Source organism: Actinopolymorpha alba DSM 45243 (assembly GCF_000373925.1).
In the GTDB taxonomy this organism is placed as follows: Bacteria; Actinomycetota; Actinomycetes; order Propionibacteriales; family Actinopolymorphaceae; genus Actinopolymorpha; species Actinopolymorpha alba.
The window spans coordinates 1-16,595 of sequence record NZ_KB892790.1; the positions used below are offsets into that span (position 1 = coordinate 1).

The 16,595-nt window shown below is 65.4% G+C and carries 14 protein-coding genes and 1 pseudogene; 5 read left to right on the forward strand and 10 right to left on the reverse strand.

The features are described 5' to 3' along the window. Positions 1 to 888: IS3 family transposase (locus tag B141_RS51820; protein ID WP_157181397.1), on the reverse strand; the 888-nt coding region annotated here is incomplete at its 3' end. Between the two features lie 34 nt (positions 889 to 922). After that, positions 923 to 1,177 (reverse strand): transposase, encoded by a 255-nt coding sequence (locus B141_RS43540; RefSeq protein WP_020578871.1) that lies wholly within the window; start codon positions 1,175 to 1,177, stop codon positions 923 to 925. A 231-nt stretch (positions 1,178 to 1,408) separates the two neighbouring features. Here B141_RS43540 and B141_RS0129895 point away from each other — a divergent pair, with 231 nt between their 5' ends. Further along, complete coding sequence (locus tag B141_RS0129895; protein WP_020578872.1) at positions 1,409 to 1,609, forward strand: hypothetical protein; 201 nt, start codon at positions 1,409 to 1,411, stop codon at positions 1,607 to 1,609. 261 nt (positions 1,610 to 1,870) lie between these two features. Further along, positions 1,871 to 2,551: pseudogene (locus B141_RS51825) on the forward strand (ISL3 family transposase); the annotation flags it as partial. Between the two features lie 823 nt (positions 2,552 to 3,374). On the opposite strand, the gene B141_RS51830 reads toward B141_RS51825, so the two are convergent. Then, positions 3,375 to 5,042: an ABC transporter ATP-binding protein gene (locus B141_RS51830; protein WP_020578875.1), complete on the reverse strand. Its 1,668-nt coding sequence runs from the start codon at positions 5,040 to 5,042 to the stop codon at positions 3,375 to 3,377. Positions 5,043 to 5,916: 874 nt separating this feature from the next. Between B141_RS51830 and B141_RS0129915 the strand changes: the two genes are divergently transcribed. Then, a complete protein-coding gene (locus tag B141_RS0129915; protein WP_157181398.1) occupies positions 5,917 to 6,294 on the forward strand; it encodes a hypothetical protein in 378 nt (125 codons plus the stop codon). 49 nt (positions 6,295 to 6,343) lie between these two features. Here B141_RS0129915 and B141_RS48045 read toward each other — a convergent pair whose 3' ends face one another. The 4 genes from B141_RS48045 to B141_RS48050 all read right to left on the reverse strand — a co-directional run bounded on the left by B141_RS48045 (position 6,344) and on the right by B141_RS48050 (position 8,969). Next, positions 6,344 to 7,321: a nuclease-related domain-containing protein gene (locus B141_RS48045; protein WP_169512985.1), complete on the reverse strand. Its 978-nt coding sequence runs from the start codon at positions 7,319 to 7,321 to the stop codon at positions 6,344 to 6,346. Positions 7,322 to 7,448: 127 nt separating this feature from the next. Beyond that, complete coding sequence (locus B141_RS0129925) at positions 7,449 to 7,649, reverse strand: hypothetical protein (RefSeq protein WP_157181400.1); 201 nt, start codon at positions 7,647 to 7,649, stop codon at positions 7,449 to 7,451. Between the two features lie 13 nt (positions 7,650 to 7,662). Next, the gene (locus B141_RS50435) at positions 7,663 to 7,830 is read right to left on the reverse strand and encodes a hypothetical protein (RefSeq protein ID WP_020578879.1); all 168 of its coding nucleotides are present in this window, start codon (positions 7,828 to 7,830) and stop codon (positions 7,663 to 7,665) included. Beyond that, positions 7,827 to 8,969 (reverse strand): single-stranded DNA-binding protein, encoded by a 1,143-nt coding sequence (locus tag B141_RS48050; RefSeq protein WP_157181401.1) that lies wholly within the window; start codon positions 8,967 to 8,969, stop codon positions 7,827 to 7,829. The genes B141_RS50435 and B141_RS48050 overlap by 4 nt, the downstream gene beginning before the upstream one ends. Positions 8,970 to 9,348: 379 nt before the next feature. On the opposite strand from B141_RS48050, the gene B141_RS0129950 reads away from it, so the two are divergent. Beyond that, entirely contained in the window at positions 9,349 to 9,810 is a 462-nt protein-coding gene (locus tag B141_RS0129950; protein ID WP_020578883.1) for a hypothetical protein, read from the forward strand. A 627-nt stretch (positions 9,811 to 10,437) separates the two neighbouring features. Here B141_RS0129950 and B141_RS0129955 read toward each other — a convergent pair. The 3 genes from B141_RS0129955 to B141_RS0129965 all read right to left on the reverse strand — a co-directional run bounded on the left by B141_RS0129955 (position 10,438) and on the right by B141_RS0129965 (position 15,832). Continuing rightward, the gene (locus tag B141_RS0129955) at positions 10,438 to 11,106 is read right to left on the reverse strand and encodes a hypothetical protein (protein ID WP_026257678.1); all 669 of its coding nucleotides are present in this window, start codon (positions 11,104 to 11,106) and stop codon (positions 10,438 to 10,440) included. After that, entirely contained in the window at positions 11,100 to 13,655 is a 2,556-nt protein-coding gene (locus B141_RS0129960; RefSeq protein ID WP_157181402.1) for a hypothetical protein, read from the reverse strand. The genes B141_RS0129955 and B141_RS0129960 overlap by 7 nt, the downstream gene beginning before the upstream one ends. Positions 13,656 to 14,185: 530 nt before the next feature. After that, positions 14,186 to 15,832 carry a hypothetical protein gene (locus tag B141_RS0129965; protein ID WP_020578886.1) on the reverse strand — a complete coding sequence of 549 codons (1,647 nt, stop codon included), beginning with the start codon at positions 15,830 to 15,832 and terminating at the stop codon, positions 14,186 to 14,188. 128 nt (positions 15,833 to 15,960) lie between these two features. On the opposite strand from B141_RS0129965, the gene B141_RS0129970 reads away from it, so the two are divergent. Beyond that, a complete protein-coding gene (locus tag B141_RS0129970) occupies positions 15,961 to 16,335 on the forward strand; it encodes a hypothetical protein (protein ID WP_026257679.1) in 375 nt (124 codons plus the stop codon). The last annotated feature ends 260 nt before the right edge of the window (positions 16,336 to 16,595 follow it).

Here is a 16,595-nt window from a genome sequence, read left to right on the forward strand (position 1 = left end):
AAACGACAAGTAGCGGCCGGTCAGCGACGTGCGCAGGAACGTTGGCATGCCACCACGCTCCCGGAACCACCGGCTTCCAGCCGCCTGCGACACGCCGACCGCGACCGCGGCGTCCTCGCTGGTCAGCCCCTTGGCGATCTCGCGCCAGAACAAGCGCTCCACATCGCGGCGAAGCGACGGCTTACCAGGCGACTTCATCGGCGCCCGGCCCGTCAACTCCTTCATCCAGCCTGCTGGCCTGCCCATCAACACCTCCGATATCGAGGTGTTGCGACGACCAGTTGAATCCGCCCTGGCTGCCTTGATCGGAATGAAATATGGCGCCGTCAGAAACCGAATACGGTCCGCGGCGGATTCGATCGCTGCGCAGACCAGGCTCGCCGGATATCGCTCGTCGACCGCCCAGCCGAGCACAGCCTTGGAGAAGCAGTCCANCACTGTCGCCAGATACAGTGGCCCCTCGCCGGTGGTGATCTCGGTGATGTCGCCGACCATCTTCGCCCCCGGCGCGGTGGCTGTGAAGTCACGCTCGACCAGGTCCGGGATCGGTCCGGCGGCGGCGTCCGCCCTGGTCAGACAGCGGCGGCGCTTGACCTGGACCGGTGTCAGGTTCTGCTCCCGCATCAGTGCGCGGACCGTCTCATCGTCCACGGCGATGCCATCACGGGCCAGCTCGGCGTGCACCCTGCGGTAGCCGTAGGTGCGCCCGGACTGGACGAACCTGTCCTCCACCAGGCCGGCCAGCTCCAGCCGCCACAGCGCGGCCTGCGACACCGATCGCTTTTCCCACTCGTAATACCCAGACTTCGACACACCGAGGAGCCGGCACATCATGACCACATCGAAGATAGCCTTCTCCGCGCGAACGAGCGCATACTTCTCGCTCACCGCTGTTCCTTCGCGAAGAAGGCCTCGGCTTTTTTCAAGAAGGCATTTTCCTGCTCAGTTCACGCACCCGCCGCTCGAGCTCGGATATCCGGGCACGGCCACCCGCCTCACGAGTCTCCTCAGTGTTTCCCAGCCGCTGTTCCTTCTCCGCCTTCACCCAGTTCCTGACCGTCTCAGCGACCAGACCGAAATCCCTCGCGGCCTGCGCCGGCGTGTGATCGGCATCAAGCACATACGCGACCACCTCAGCCCGCAACTCAGGCGAATACTTCCGCGGCTTGTTCGACACGAACCCATCCCTCCAGACAGTTAATTGACCCTACTTGGGTCCGTTTCCAGGACGCGCGGGGCACCTCACGGTCCAAGGCCCGTCCGTAAGGTGACGCTCCGTCAGGCTGCATCAGGCGCGGATGCCGCAGGTTTGTGACCGCGAGTCTCCGATCTTGTTCGTGCCAGCCCCGTAAGTTGTGGCGTGTGAGTGGCACAGCCAGCCATCGGCTGTGGGAAGGGAGGCGCTGACATGGAGATCGTGCTCGGAGTCTTTTCCGCAGTCTCGACCCGCGACGGGGAGGCACGCAGGCGTCACGGCCAGCCCTTCTTTGAGGCTAACGAGCTTGGTGTCGACGCACGCGGAGAGCGCCTGTTCGAGATCCGGTTCGCCGATGGTCTGTGGATCCTGGCTGTTGAATCCGACCTAGACCCAGTGCCGTGCCCGCGGTGAGGTCCACTCGATGTTGCACCCGACCCGGGGCAGTCCTCCAACGTGATCGAACCCCCAGACGTACTCGGGGTGCTCAGTTTCACCCGACGCCTACGGCTCAGTTTTCAGGTTCTGGCACGTTTTCCGTGATCGACCCCGGCCGCTGGCGGGAGACGGTGTAGTTGATCATGGTTCGAGTGCGCTGATCTTGAGCCGTTGGCGGTGTTGTTTCCTCATCTGAGCGGGCTACGGATCGAGGGCATACGGGCTGCGGGGCCAGCGGTGCGGATCGAGGCCAGCACCCAGGACGCACCGGTGGCTTGTCCTGGATGCAGGATGCCGTCCGGCCGGGTGCACAGCCGCTACCAACGGCGGCTTGCCGACACCGCGATCGCCGGTCGGGAGATGCTGATCCGGTTGCGAGTACGGCGGTTGTTCTGCGACAACGGCAACTGCGGTAAAAGGACCTTCGCCGAGCAGGTACCGGGAGTGGCGGCACGGCATGCCCGGCGCACGCCAGTACTGGAGCGGGTGTTGTGTGCGGTCGCGCTGGCGCTGGGTGGACGCGCCGGTGCGCGGTTGACGGGACGCTTGGCCGCGGCGGTCAGCCGGATGACCCTGCTACGCCTGATCCGTGCCCTGCCCGACCCTGAACGATCAACTCCGCGCGTGCTGGGTGTGGATGATTTCGCCCTGCGCCGTGGACACAACTACGGCACGATCCTGATTGACATCGAGTCCCGCCGCCCGGTCGATGTGCTATCCGACCGCACTGCCCAGACCCTGACCACGTGGCTGAAAGCCCATCCCGGTGTGGAGATCGTCTGCCGAGACCGAGCTGGCGCGTATGCCGAAGCAGCCCGCGAGGGCGCGCCCGATGCTCTGCAGGTCGCCGACCGGTGGCACGTCTGGCACAACCTGGGCGAGGCGGTGGAACGCACCGTGGCCCGGCACCGGAACTGCTTAACCGCCGCCCTGGCTGTTCAGGAGGGTAGGAACGCTGGTGCGGGCAACGAAAGCGATGGCAACGAAACTCACGGCGAGGACCAGCCCGATCCAAGCGCTCCCCCGCGAACAGCGCCCTCCGTTCGGCCGGCAGACCGAACGGATCGGTGGGCGATTCGAGCGCGTGAACGACATGCCGCGGTGCACGCGCTACTGGCCGAGGGCACCAGCATCAGAGCCATCGGCGCTCAACTGGGGCTCTCGCGCGGGACCGTGCGCCGCTTCGCGCGCGCCACCACGGTCGAAGAACTGCTGACCCGCAACGGCACGGGACGCCGCCCCAGTCTGCTGGAGGAGTTCAAACCCTATCTACACCAACGCTTCAACGAGGGGTGCACCAATTCCACCGAGCTGTTCGCTGAGATCAAGGCCCGGGGCTATCGCGGCGGCCAGAAGATCGTGCGCCAATACCTGCATCCGTTCCGCACCAGCGGTCACGTTCCCAGACCTACACCTCAACCGCCGTCGGTTCGTCGCGTCACAGGCTGGATCATGAGCGACCCGACGGCCGTCGGGTCGGCCGATCAACACCGGCTCGATGCGATCCTGGCGGTCAGCGCACCCCTCGCCGCGCTGGCCGGCCATGTCCGGGCCACCATGATGTGCGACCTGCGCGGTCATCAACTGGAGGGGTGGATGGCCACCGTCGACGCCGACGACCAACCAGCTCTGCACTCCTTCGTCACCGGCCTGCGCCGCGACCAGGACGCCGTCACCACCGGTTTGACGCTGCCGTGGAACAGCGGCCCGGTGGAAGGGCACGTCAACCGCATCAAAATGCTCAAGAGGCAGATGTTCGGTCGCGCCAAGCCCGACCTGCTAGTGCGGCGACTCTGGCGGCTTGGTCGGGCGGAAGTGCGGCACCGCCGAACAGCCCATCGCTGTCGGCCCGCGGCGAGTGGGACCACGGGTCGACGAACTCCTGCGTGGCGTCGTCCTCGTCCGCGCCGAACTCCTCGTCGTGTCCCGACAACAGCAGTCGATACCGTGGGCATCTGGCCAGCAGCTCGGCGTGGGTGCCCACGTCGACGACCTCGCCGTGATGCATGACGGCGATCCGGTCCGCGAGCCGCAGGGTGCTGTGCCTGTGGGCTATGAGCAGTGTTGTGCGTCCCTGCATCACCCGGCGTAGCGTGGCGTGGATCTCGGCCTCGACCCCGGCATCGACGGCTGACGTCGCGTCGTCGAGCACCAGCATCCGCGGATCGGTCAGCAGTGCGCGGGCAAGGGCGATGCGCTGCCGCTGGCCGCCGGAGAGCGTGAGACCCCGCTCCCCCACCACCGTCTCGTAGCCGTCGGCCAGCCCGTCGACGAACCGGTCGACCTCCGCCGCCCGCGCCGCCGCACGGACCTCGGCGTCTGTCGCCTCGGGGCGTCCGAACGCGATGTTGGCCCGCACTGTGTCGGAGAACAGGAAGCTCTCCTCCAGCACCGTGCCCATCCGCGCTCGCAACGACCTCATCGTGAACTCGCGGATGTCTCGGCCGTCGAGACGGACTGCACCGGCCTGTGGGTCGTAGCAGCGAGCGAGCAGGAGGGCGACCGTCGACTTGCCCGACCCGGTACCTCCCACCAACGCGACCGACTCGCCCGGGTCAACCCGCAGCGACACGCGTTTCAGCACCGGATGGTCGGGGTCGTACCCGAACGTGACGTCGGCGAGCTCAACCGGAACCGCGCCGGACGGTGCCCGACCCGCGTCGGCTGCGTCGGCGATCGTCGGCCGGGCATCGATGATCTCCAACACCCGTACGACCGCGGCCTTGGTGATGTTCCACTGGGCGAACTGGCCCACGAACGTACGCACCGGAGGCACCATCAGCGCCAGATAGCTCGCGAACGCCAGAAACGTTCCGAGCGTGATGTCGCCGCGCGCAGTGAGCCAGCCGCCGAAGGCGAGCACACCCACCTGGCCCGCTGCCGGTATCGCCGTCAGCGCAGGGACGTACGTACTTGTGAACCGCGTACGCCTGATCCCGGACGCGAACTGCCCACGCGCCGCCGCCTCCAGCTTCGCGAGCTCCTGCCCTTCCTGGCCGAAACCCTTCACGACCCGCACACCCGTCACCGCCGCCTCTACCACGGCCGCGACCCGCCCGGACTGGTGCGAGTAGTCCCACGACGACGGGAACAACACCGAGTTCCCCCGGCGGGCCACCAGGTAGAGCACGGGCATCATCACGAGCGCCACCAGCGACAACAGCGGTGCGAGCGCGACCATGATGACCAGCGCCATGACGAACCACACCAGATTGGTGACCAACTGCTGAGCTGTCTCGATCGACCGCTCGATCATCGCCACGTCCGACGTGCTGCGGCTCACGACCTGGCCTGTCCGCAGCCTGTCCTGCTGGTGCCCGTCCAAGCGCTGGAGCGAGGCGAAGAGATCGGTACGCAGCGAATAGCCGACGCGGTTCGCCAACTGACTCGCGTAGTAGCGACGCAGCATGCTCAGGCCGAAACGTGCGACACCCGCGGCGAGCCAGCAGCATCAGCCACGGGGCAAGCGGCGAGCGTCGAGCCAGGATCACCTCATCGACGACCTGCCGAACAATCAGCGGTGTAAATGCCGGAATGACGGTGCCACCGACACCACCGAGCAACGACAGCAAGATCGTCGAAGGATGTGCCCGGCAGTACGCCCACAACCGCCGCCACCACGAAGCCCTCACCCCTCACCAACCCTCCGCCGACAAGCTCGGCAGGAACGCCGACATGACCAGGCCATCGAGTCCTATGCGCCAAAGTCAACACAAAACGACCGCAAACGGCCACAACAACTCTCACATTCGGGGCACAGGGCGCTGGGTTCCCGACCTTTGCTTGGGACTGTCTGTTGACGCTACGTCTGGCCTTGCAAAGGCGCTTATAGGTCTCGCGCTCGACTGAGCGTAGATCGTCACCGCGTCTGAGCCCGGTTGTCGTGACCGTCTTTGACCGCTGGGGACAATGATCAGCCCCGTAATCTGGCACGTACTTAGCACGCGACCTTCAGCAACGTCGGTCCTGGATCTGGCCGCACGCTCGGCTGCGCCCGGCCTTGGTCGCGACGTCTTGGTCGTGCCTCCGGTCTCGCGTGGCGGCTACTCCTGAGAGACCGCTGATGACCGGTGCGGACTCGGCCTAACAGCACGCGTGGATGGCATCGGGCGGACGATTGTGGTTCTCGCGCTTCGCAGGACGTGCTTGGCAGTGGCGAAGAGGGGTGTGCGCTGAGTGACAGCGTGCCTAAAATCGGGCAACGCGACAGTCACATCGTTGAGCCTGGAAGGGGCGTGGTGGCTGTGGACTTGGCGAAGGTCGCAGGGCAAGCGGTTCGGCGCTTGGTCAGATCAGAACCACAACGCACGGCGCTGACGGCCGATGAGGCGAATGCGCAGTTCCGCGAGGAAGCTGCCGAACTCGAGTTTCCGCCCGGCTACGTCCTGCCTCAGGAGCCACTTTCGGGTCAGGCGCCGGACGGAGCCGGGATCATGTATGGGGCCGGGACTGGGCGCGACCTCGCGCAGCGTCATTGGCGATGCGCATGGTTTCGGCAGCTGCGGCAGGCGGACTCCGAGGCTGAGCGGGTGTCCGTGCTCGGGCGACTTTCTCAGGTCCCCGAGTTGCGCCATCATCCGGCGATCACCGCAGTGAGGGCAGGTGACTTCGGCGAACTCGACCGTTACGTTGAGCTGAACTGTCCCTCCCCCGCCAAGTAGAAGCCCGCGCCCGGCACGCAGATAGCACGTTTCTCGTTCTTCCGAGTCGTTACCTGGTCCGGCCGACTCGCTGCCACGTCGTCGAGCGTCGGGCCACGTCGTGGAGCTGGTCTTGTGTCTCTCGGTCCAGGCGGCGGCTCCGGATTAGCAGGTGGAACAGTAGACCTGACCGGGTAAGTACGCGGACGCCGGCGGCTCGGCGGCCACGGACTCCGACGGCGCCGACTATGACGACGAGCGGATCGACATCGACGTGCCGTCCAGCGGCACGGGTGAGCAGCTCGGCTGCCCTGCGAGCTTCGTACCGCGCCTTCTCGGCGTACCTGGTCTGCTCCCCGCGTACGAAAATCGCGACTCGGCCAGCCTTCACCACCGCGCCACGATGGTGCTTGGTATTGACGGTCAGAACACCACCGGGCCCGATGAGCACATGGTCGATGTCACCCCTGCCAAGAGGGACAGCGTGCAACGTCCGCCAGCCCAGCAGACGAGCCCACCAAAGGGTCCGTCCGACGAGCCGCTCACCTCGAGCACCGACCCGCCACGACACGTCCCGGGTACGAAACCCCAGCAGCTTGCCGAGGCGAGTCCATCCCGTCGTACGACTCCTGGCCGCGTCGAGGGCGGCTTGGCCAGGCTTGTTCTGTGCCAGGTCACCCCACACCGCGGAACCCTTGACCGGTTCTCGCGCCTCTCGTTGGCGTTGCGCGGTGGCGGGCCGAGGCCCGGTACCAGTGGCTTCTGTACGAGGTCCAGTGACCGCCGTATCACCAGAATCGACCGAACCGCTCGCTGGGCCTACCGGCGATGTCACCGAGGTCGGCCAGCGTGCCGCGTACACCGTGAACCCGTTCTCGCGTAGCCAACCACCGACAAGTACGCCAATGTCGTCGGTCCAGGCCAGCCCACCCTTGGGGTGTGGTTGCCCGGTGCGCAGGTCAACATAGCCGCGGTCCGATCCGTTCACGCCCTTCACATACAGCCGGTCATGGCCGTATCGAGTCCAACGCACCACGTGAGCCTTCACGGGGATCACGGTGCCACGTTCAGCGGCGAGGCGTGCCAACAATTCCTGTGCGATCTCACCTGTCGTGTGGTCTGTTGGCGGAACGGGAGGTCCCGCACGCTGCTCGTCTTGGTCATTGCTTCGCCTCCTACAATGCGAAGGGCCCCGGCATCCATCTCATGTCGGGGCCCCAACAGTTGTCGTCACTCGTTTCGTCTTCGGGCTCGTCGGTGCCGGCCAGGTTGCGCAGCCAGCCGGCCAGCATCTGGTCACCGACCAGCTCTGCGTACTCAGTCAAGTGCCACAGCTCGGCCCGTTCCACGGTCACGTACTCACTCGTCTGGCTCACGGCCATCACGTCCTCACTTCTCCGGGGTCACCTTGATCACGGCGATCTCCTTGTTCCACTCGAACTCCTTCTCGACCCGGCGGACCTCCGAGGCGGGCACCGACTTGTGCACCGTCCGCCGGCCATCCTTGTACGTGATCACCACCCGCTGCCGGTCACTGCTCTTGCCGAACAGGGTCATCGCTTGATCTCCTCTCGCACCGCCGACAGAAGGCCGGCCAGCCGTTCAGTCCTCTCGAAAGCTGCGACGTAATCTGGGTGGTCGAGCGTGGCCGCGTCCAACGCCTCTTCCGCCAGCCGTAGATGCCGCAGGATCTGCTCCAGGTCCAGGTCCTCTAGCGGTAGCTCGCGACCCATCGTCAGCCGCTCCTCTGCGTCTTTCGCCACGCCCGCTGTGCCGGGGTCAGCACGTCCTCGATCCCGAACAGTTCGCCCTGATCCCTGCACTGCCAGCACCTGCTGCCGGCCTTCACCTTGTGCTTCTGGCACTCCCAGACGATTTCCTCGACTACGCTTCTCCTGCCTTTCCTTTTCGCCATCCCCGTCTCCCTCCTCTACTTGCCGGCAGCCCTCCACCACGCGGTTACGGTTGGCCAACCTTTTTCCTTGCCGTCCCGGCACCGAAGAATCAGCGGGCGTATAAGCGACCAGAGCGCAAGATGGAGCGCCCGCAGCGGAGCTTGCGGAGCGAGGACGAACGATCTTGCGTGGCGGGAGCGCGCCCGCAGACTTGGAGGGCCGGGAAGGCAAGGACCCTGGGGCAGCGGGCTGTGCGCCGAAGGCGCTCCGATTGTTCTTTCGGCCTTCTTCCAACCCAATGACTGACCGCGGGTCCTTCGAGTGCGAGTTTCCCGAAGGACCCCTAGGGCACTTTTCATGCTTCTTGCCCGGCCGGGTACATGCCGTGCTCGCCGTCGCCGCGATGTCGACGTGTTGGGCCTGGTCGTCGTAGCGGCGCGTGGGCTGGTTCTTCTGCGCCGTGACGGCGTGGAACCTGAAGCTGAACCCGATGGCGTCGGCAGTGAGTTTCTGCGTGGTGCGCTTCTCCCCCGTCGTACGGTCGGCGTGCGCCTCAGTGTGCAGCCTGCCCACGATGATCAGACGGTCACCAGTGCCGGCGCTGGAGGCGAGGTTCTCGGCGAGACGTTCCCACGCGATCACCCGGACCCGCGTCGGCTCATCTTCGTGGTACTCGTCGTTGACCCTGCGGCCGGTCTTGACCAACACGACAGCCTCAGCCAGGGCCGTGCCCGCCGGGGTGTACCGCAGCTGCGGATCAGAAGCCAGATTTCCCTCGACGGTGACCTGTGCGGCGAACATGCGCGTGTCTCCTTCCCTGTGAGGGTGCTGGGGTCCCGGCTTCGCCTGGCAGGCCATTGGGCCTGCCCGCCTGGGAGCCGCCCGTCGCGGGCGCAGAGGCTCGACGTCAAAGGGAAAGGCGTGAAGATGTTTTGCGAGCGGCAGCGGGCCCGAAGGGACGCAAAAGATCTCTCGCGCGGCCCTTGACGTCGAGAGCGCCGGCGACAGGCTCCGGGACCCCACCCCAAAGGGGGCAACAGCTGCGCCCGGCGAAGCCGGCACCCTTCTGCAGTTCAAGGGCTCGTGCGACTTTCGAGCAGGGCTGCTGGATGTCGGTGCTCAGGTTCACACTGACTTTGAAGAGAAATCCACGGCCGGCATATCAGAGGGGGTTGAGGTGATGGGGATCAAGGAGCTGTACCGGCGGATACCGGGTACAGCGGCCCCGACACGTGAGCAGGCCCACGGGGCCTGGGCGGCGGTGTCGACGCTGCGGCACGAGTCGGAGCATCCGCTGGTGGTCGGCGCCTACACGGCCGCGGAGTGGACGCTTCAGCTCACCGACGTGCGCCCGCTGCCGCGGGCCAGCCTGACCGACGACGACATCGTCCGCATCGCGGTAGCCGATGACCCGGACCTGGTCCACCCCGCCAACCACGCCAACCACGCCAACCACGCCAACCACGCCACGATCGGCGACGAGGTGCTGCACGCGATCGACATTCTGGAGCACCGGCGGGCAGGTGATGAGAGCGTGGCGCTCGGCGTCTACGTATGGCTCGCCTGGTGGCTGGGCCACCGGGACCTTCCCGAAGAGCTCATCCCCGCCTCGGAAGCGTTCGAGCAGCTGCGAGCCGGATAGACCGGCCAGACGACAGAGGCCCCGGCCGCAGATCCTATAGGGTCTGCGGCCGGGCACCCTCGTACCTGTGTCTGCATGGTCGCGTGTCCGGTCAATCGACCTCGGCTGCCGGGCTGCCGCCGCGAAGGGACGGCGGGCCCGAACAGTCAGCCCGACGTGGCCTCCACCGCGTTGCTCAGGGGCGAATAGCTCAGCGCCGTGTAGTCCGGGGCCACGAGGCTGACTTGCGAGCCTTTCGTCACGGTCACTGGCTCGGTCGGGTGGCCGTTGCTGATAGGTACCGTGATGGTTGTCGTTGCCCTGATAGGGCCGATGCGGCTTGGTGCGATCGTTCGTCTCGATCCGACCAGTCGGAGGCATTGTTCAACTGTTCGAGTGATTGTTCGAGCCTTCGAGCAGATCGTTGGCTGGGGTTCACTCAACCCACAGGAGCGCCGCAATAACGACGAACGGGGCGTGCACTTGATGTGCACGCCCCTCCAAGCTCCCCACCTGTGGCGAACCCAATCCTATGGAGTCCACACCCCCGAATACCGCGGCGGCCGCCAACACCCCAGATCCGAGCTTCGGCTTTGTCACCATTACTCTTGCCTTACATTCTCCGACAAAGCCGGAGGTCCGTTCTGGTTAGTCTTGTGGGTCGCTTGCTCGATGTGGGCACGAAAGGTTCGGCACTCCTGGAAAGTTTTTAAAGCGCTTATCTTCCGCCTTGTCCAGCTCTTCTTTAGTCGTGTATACCCGAGTTTCGTAGAGCGCGCCGATCGTTTGCTTGTAGCGGACACCCCTGGCGTCGTATTCCGCTTCCAAACACGGTATGTACAAGTTGCCCGAGCGTGAGACCCGGAATTCCAGCATGATGAACTCTCGCTCGACACTGACAAGAGACCGTCCAGGCTCAATTGTCTTGCCGATCACAGGCTCGGACCGATGCTTTGCCGGGTCATCGCCCACCCCCACTCCTGTAGTGCTGGAGAACCAGGCCATGAGGCTCCCGCCATCGAAGTCCGCGACTCGATACGAGCGCACATCGACAAAGTCCAAGCCAGGCGGACTTTTGTAAGGCCGGATGGCCCGCAGAGTTATGGGTGTGTCGGAGCTGTTCACGATGCCGGGCCCGATGTAGTACAGCCTGTCGCCCACCAGAGCCGGCACGCCCATCGAGTCGCCACCCATGCCGGCCTCGATAGCCGTACCACCATGCCACGACCGCTTCGTGACAGTGATGTAGCCGGCCGCCGCACTGACCAGCAGTGCGGCGGCAACGACTACGAGCAGGACTCTGCGTCGTGTTACCACGAGTAGAAGACCTTCACCTTTGGCTTATAGCCGAGAGGCTGATCAGCGAAGATCCAATGTTTGGCCCAGGTCTTCCTGCCCATATGGATACACTGTTTTCTGTTTGTTGACCGGTTCGTTGACGCCGACCCCTTGAAGCCGAGGACGGAGAACGAAGCCGAGTACTTCTTGTGTCTTCCGATGTCTACACAATAGTCCCCATTTTCTGGGATCTTGTTCTTATACGGAGCCGCGTCGAAACGGGAGTAGCCGTCTCGACTCTCGACGTTGTCTCCATACCTCCAGAGATCGCCACCGTTTGGGGCCTTGACTTTCTGCGGCTTTACCGTGTTCTTCCAGTAATACGGTCGTAGCCCATCGATGCGGTAGTCGTACTTGCACTTGTAGTACGCCCTATCGACCCAGCGAACCGGAATCCTGAGCTGATATGCATCGTATGGTCCGCGGCCCGACCACCCGGTCGACATTCCCAGAGAATGGGCGGTGGTGTAGTCCCCGCCAACCTGAAAACCCTTTTTGTGGTTATAGCTGACGCCCCACTGCCATGACGTGTCGGCGTAGTTGCTGTAGTTCACCGAGTGTGTGGCGTCCCAGTATGCGTGGCCCTCGAGCACCCTCCCGTACCTGTACAGATACTGGACGATGTAGCTCACGACCTGGTTTTCGTAGGTACAGTTCGTGGCGGATGCCTTGCCGCCGTCAGGGATGACCCCCGAGGCGCCGTAGTCCCCGATGCTGGGGGTCACGGTGGTCGTTGAGTAGTTCGTTGACCCGATCAGGTACGGGTTTTGTTCTTGTGGCACGAGCGATGTGGACGACGTGAACTTGCCCTCAGGCGGGGCATATTGTTCGGCGTCCGTGGCCGCTTCGAATGCGTCGTCGCTGGTTTGGGCGACAGTTGGTGGGGCCGTCAACTCGCTGGTGCGAAGAAGTGGATAGAGCTTAGTGGAGGCTACAGGGTCCTGCCTCGCATCGACGGCCGCCTCACTCAGCGTGCCATTCACCGCTATGCCGGCGCGCACCCCGAGACTCGAGACGAACGGCCGCTGATCGGCTCCGCCGGAGCCCTCAGCGACGGCTTCCAGATTAAGGACACCGCCGTTGGCCTCCGCCTGAGCCTGAAACTCACTCGGCAGAGTCGGCAAGGTTGCTGACCAGGTTCCATCGGCAGCAGTTGTCGCCTGCACCAGAGGCGTGAGAGTCTCCGGCGTAGTCGGCACGGTGTCCGATTCAGCCACCGTCTCCGCATAGACGCTCACCACGAATCCTGCGGCCGCACCGCCATTCGGTTGCTGAAGCTTTCCGCGTACGACCGCAGGGTCGGTTGGGTCCGCGGTCGGGGGTGGTTCAGGTGTAGGCGTCGGCTGGGGCGGTACCGAGGGCTCTACGGCCGGACCTGGTTTCCCATCAAACCAACCCTGGACATCAATCAGGACGTCGAATGACCCATTGGTCGGGTTCTTGATGAAGAGTGTCCCGTCACCGGAGATACGTGTCGCCAGGAGCGTCGCACGAGACGGACCCGCAGGGAAGAACACGTTGTTGAGGCTGGGTTCTGGATCGTCGGGCGACCACACCAGCAGGCCACCGTTAAGGGGAGGGGTGACAACGGTCACGTTCGCGAACACCGCGGCCATCCCCCGCTTTGGCAAGCCGGCGACACCGCCAACCTGAACAGTGAGGACCTCTCCTGCCGCAAGGGTCTTCTTCGGGCTAAGAATCCGCGCGGTTGTGGGTGTGAACAAGTCTCCGGAGCCCGAAGTCGCGGAGAAGTATCCTTGAACGTCCAACAGAACATCAAGAGTTCCGCTGGTCTGAAAGTTCTTGATTGTGGCGTACCCGCTGGCGTCCGGCTTCACCGACACAGCTTGGGATACCGAGCCACCTGCCGTATAGGCCGGTCCGGACCCTCCCGGTGGAGTCCCGCGGGTGGAGATGCTCACCGATCCGTCCACGGTCGGTTTGGCGGCAATGAGGTTGACGAACAAGGCGCTCGCGTCCGCCGGTACGCCGTTCACCCCAGCAACCTTTACGTCGAGGGTGCCTCCGGCTGGAATGGATGCGGTCGTGCGGGTGTCGAGGATGCGCACCGGATTGATCGCCACGAAGCCGCCTGTGCCCGAGCCGCTGTCATCGAGGAAGTAGCCCTGCACGTTCAGGCCGGCAGTGATCGAGCCGGCGTTGTTGTAGACCTGTAGCGTCCCGGTATTCGTCAGCTCCACGACTGCCGTGTTCTGGACAGTCGTGCCGGTCGGCGCATTCACGTTGCTGGTATCTGGCCGGGTCCCGCTCGCCCACAGCGTCAGATAGGTGCTCGTCGCCGTGCCATGCGCGACCGTGACATCCAGCAAGACCGCTCGGGCGTTGGCCGGGACACCAGCCTTACCGGTCACCTGGACCTGCTGGGTCTGCGCATCGGTCAACGATAGCGTCGTCAGATTGGTAAGCCGCTCCAGCGGCACATACGCCATCGGCGCGTCCGCGGCACGTGCACTGCTCGCTTGCATGCCGACCACCGCAGAGGCAAGCAAGCACAGGGCTGCGAACAACCAGGCCACCTTGAACGGTGATCGTGCAGAGGACCCGATCAAAGACACAGCGGGACCACGAACTGAAGCCATACCGGCCCTCTCAACTAGAAACTCAGCCGTCCCGATGGAAACGGCTGACGAACAGTAGCGACAGTCCCGCAAGTTTTGTGCGGTTTCCAGAACCTGCCGTCGCGCGCCGATGGGGAGATGTCCGGGTTGGCAGTGATTTGGCGCTGCCCCAGCGAGGAACGCGTCCGAATCTGGTCAACCGTTACCGCTCCGGAGCCCTCCATGGGGCGTCTCGCACACCACGATGTTCCCTCGATCAGGGCGTTTTTCCCCCTCTGCCTGACTCACGTCGTCCCGGTGGGGTCACCGAACGCTGTTACGGCCACCCCGGAAACCCGGAGTTGACATACTGGTCCCGCGCGACACTGGTGAAGCAGCTGCGAGCCGAATAGACGGGCCGGACGATTAGCGCCCGGCCACGGACCTTTTGAGTCCGCAGCCGGGCGTCGTCGCGTCGAAACCGGCCTTCGTGCGTCGGTTCAGTCGATCGGTGTCGTCAGCTGAAGCTGAGGCGCGTTCTCGACTTCGCGGGTGTTGTTGTGCTCGTCGGCGCGGTCGTCGGCGTGCCAGCGGGTGAGCTGGTCGATGCGTGCGTCGTCGGCGGTACGTCGTTCCTCGAGCTGCTTGCGCTGCTCGATTTCGCGGAGGGCGCGCTGGGCACGGGTCACCGCGTTGGCGGTCTGGTCCGCGGTTGGCACGCGTGTCCAGTCCTCCGAGCCTAGGTCTGCGGCCGCGGGCTTTTCGGTGGTCTCGGCGCGAATGTCGGCCGGGGCCGACTCGGCGCGACCGGCGTCGGCGGCTCGGTCGGCGAAGACCGCGGCGTCGCTGGCGCGGGCTTCGGCGACGTCGGCCAGGTCGGCCTCGTCGGTGACGCTGCGGTGCTGGTCTTCGAGGCGTTCGGTTTCGGCGTGGGCGGCGAGCCATTCGTCGGCGGTGGTGTGGTCGTCGAGCTGGTCTGCGTCGACTCCCCGCCGGGCGAGTTCGTCGCGGGCGCGTTCAGCGGCCGTACGGGTTTCTGCGGTGTGGGCGTACCAGAGGGCTCGTGTCTGGTCGGCTTCGGCGAGTTGGTCTCGTTGCTTGGCGAGAGCGTCAGCCAGGGCTGTGGCTTGGGCGGCTTCGCGCTCCAGCCGCGTCTTTTCGGCCGGGTCGGTTGCGGCGCCGGCGGCGGTCGCCTGGATGGTCGCGTTGTGCCGCTGGCGTTGTTCTGCCTGGATGGTGCCGGCGAGTTCGTGGGCGACGTAGGCGGGCTGCCAGGTCTGTTCGCGTTCGTACGCACGAACCCGCACCCGTAGCTGCCCGTCGCTCATCTCGGCCTCGGCTCGGGTTGCCTCGGGCATGCCGAGGGCTCGCCAGGCGGCGCGCCAGGACGCGTATGCCTCGACCTGGCCGGGCTTGGGTGGTCCGGGCAGCGCGACGGCGGGGTCGTCGTGGCCGACGAGTTCACGGTGCGCGGCGACGGCGCTGGCTCGTTCTTGCCATTCCAGACGTTGCGTCGGATCGTCGGGTACTGGGCCGAAGGCCTCCACCGCCCACGCAGGGGTTTCGGCGACGGTTTCGGCTCCGAGGATGTCGCGGCGGGTGTCGGCGGCGAGCGCCAGGTCGGCCAGGTGCTGGTGCCAGGCCGGGTCGGCGACGGCGGGAATCCAGTCGGCGTACCGGTCACCGACCGGTTCGAGGTTGACCCGTTCGCTGATCCGGTGGTGCAGGACACCGGCCAGGCTGCGCACGTTGTTCAGGTATGCCAGGGTCACCGCCTCGGTGAGCACGCGGTGCGGGTCGTGGCCGGCGATCTCGGCCTGACGGAGTACACGAGCGAGGTTGGGCATGGCTTCGTCGGCGGCGACAGCTTGCCGCTGTTCACAGGTGAGGAGGCCGTCGTCGACGAGGCGGTCCAGCGACGTAGCCGCCCGGCTGGCAGTGGCCAGGGCGGCCACATCGGCGAACCGTTCACCAGCCGTCCGAATCGATGCGGCCTCCTCGGCGCTTTCTTCGGCCTCGACCACCGCGGCGACGTCCTCGAGATGTTCCACCTCGTACGCCGCGGACAGGACGGCGATCGGGTCGCGGTGCTCCACCAGGTTCGTGGTCCCGACCGGTGCGTCGTCGGGGATCGCCTGGGTGACCACGTAGCAGGTGTTGCCGTCTCGGCCGCGGGTGAGCGCGACGGTACTGGGCCGCCGTTGTCTCGGGTTCCGATGACGCGGTAGAGCTCCCGGTTGATCGGGCCCCGTTTGTTGCCTTGGTAGCCGGCCAAGTGCCAGGCGTTGTGGCGGGCCTGCACGATGTCGCCGACCCCGGCGAGGGTGCCCTGCAGCCCGAGCGGAACACCGGTCTCGGCGACTTTCCCGAGCCGCACCAGTTCGGCGCGGACCTGCGCGGACACGCGTGCGGCTTGTTCGTTGGTGTCGGTGATGAGCAGGCTGTGCCGGCTGGCGAGATGGTCGCCGAGCCAGCCGCGCATCGCGGCCTGCTCGGCCTGCTCGACCGCACCGCCGTCGACGATCCGGCCGTGCTTGCGGCACTCGGCCAGGGCCTCCTCGTCGCCTTCCCGCAGGCGAAACGAAGCTCTGCGCTTGCGTTTACACACACGCTGCAGTGTGATTCCGACTCGGCGGCTATGCAACGATGACGTCGCCATGGCGTACGTCGAGGTGGAATTCGATGCCGGTCCGTCTCGAGATCTTGGCCAGTGTTTGTACCGGAGTGGAGCGATCGAGAGTGACGACCAGGGGATCGCACCGCCCAGGAAGAATCGGTATCGCGCCCGAAGGTAACAGGAGGCCTTGGGCGGGAACGGACAGCGAGACTCGCGGATTCCGCAACTGGCCGGTACGCCTGTCGAAAAAGTTGTAGCTTCAGCGCATGGTGATCACCTGCTCGTTCGCCGGT

Excerpts from the sequence above, each read along its gene's own strand:
- B141_RS0129895 (WP_020578872.1), top strand. The coding sequence starts at position 1,409 with ATGGAGATCGTGCTCGGAGTCTTTTCCGCAGTCTCGACCCGCGACGGG.
- B141_RS51830 (WP_020578875.1), bottom strand. The coding sequence starts at position 5,042 with ATGCTGCGTCGCTACTACGCGAGTCAGTTGGCGAACCGCGTCGGCTAT.
- B141_RS50435 (WP_020578879.1), bottom strand. The coding sequence starts at position 7,830 with ATGACCCTGTTCGGCAAGAGCAGTGACCGGCAGCGGGTGGTGATCACG.
- B141_RS48050 (WP_157181401.1), bottom strand. The coding sequence starts at position 8,969 with ATGTTCGCCGCACAGGTCACCGTCGAGGGAAATCTGGCTTCTGATCCG.
- B141_RS0129950 (WP_020578883.1), top strand. The coding sequence starts at position 9,349 with ATGGGGATCAAGGAGCTGTACCGGCGGATACCGGGTACAGCGGCCCCG.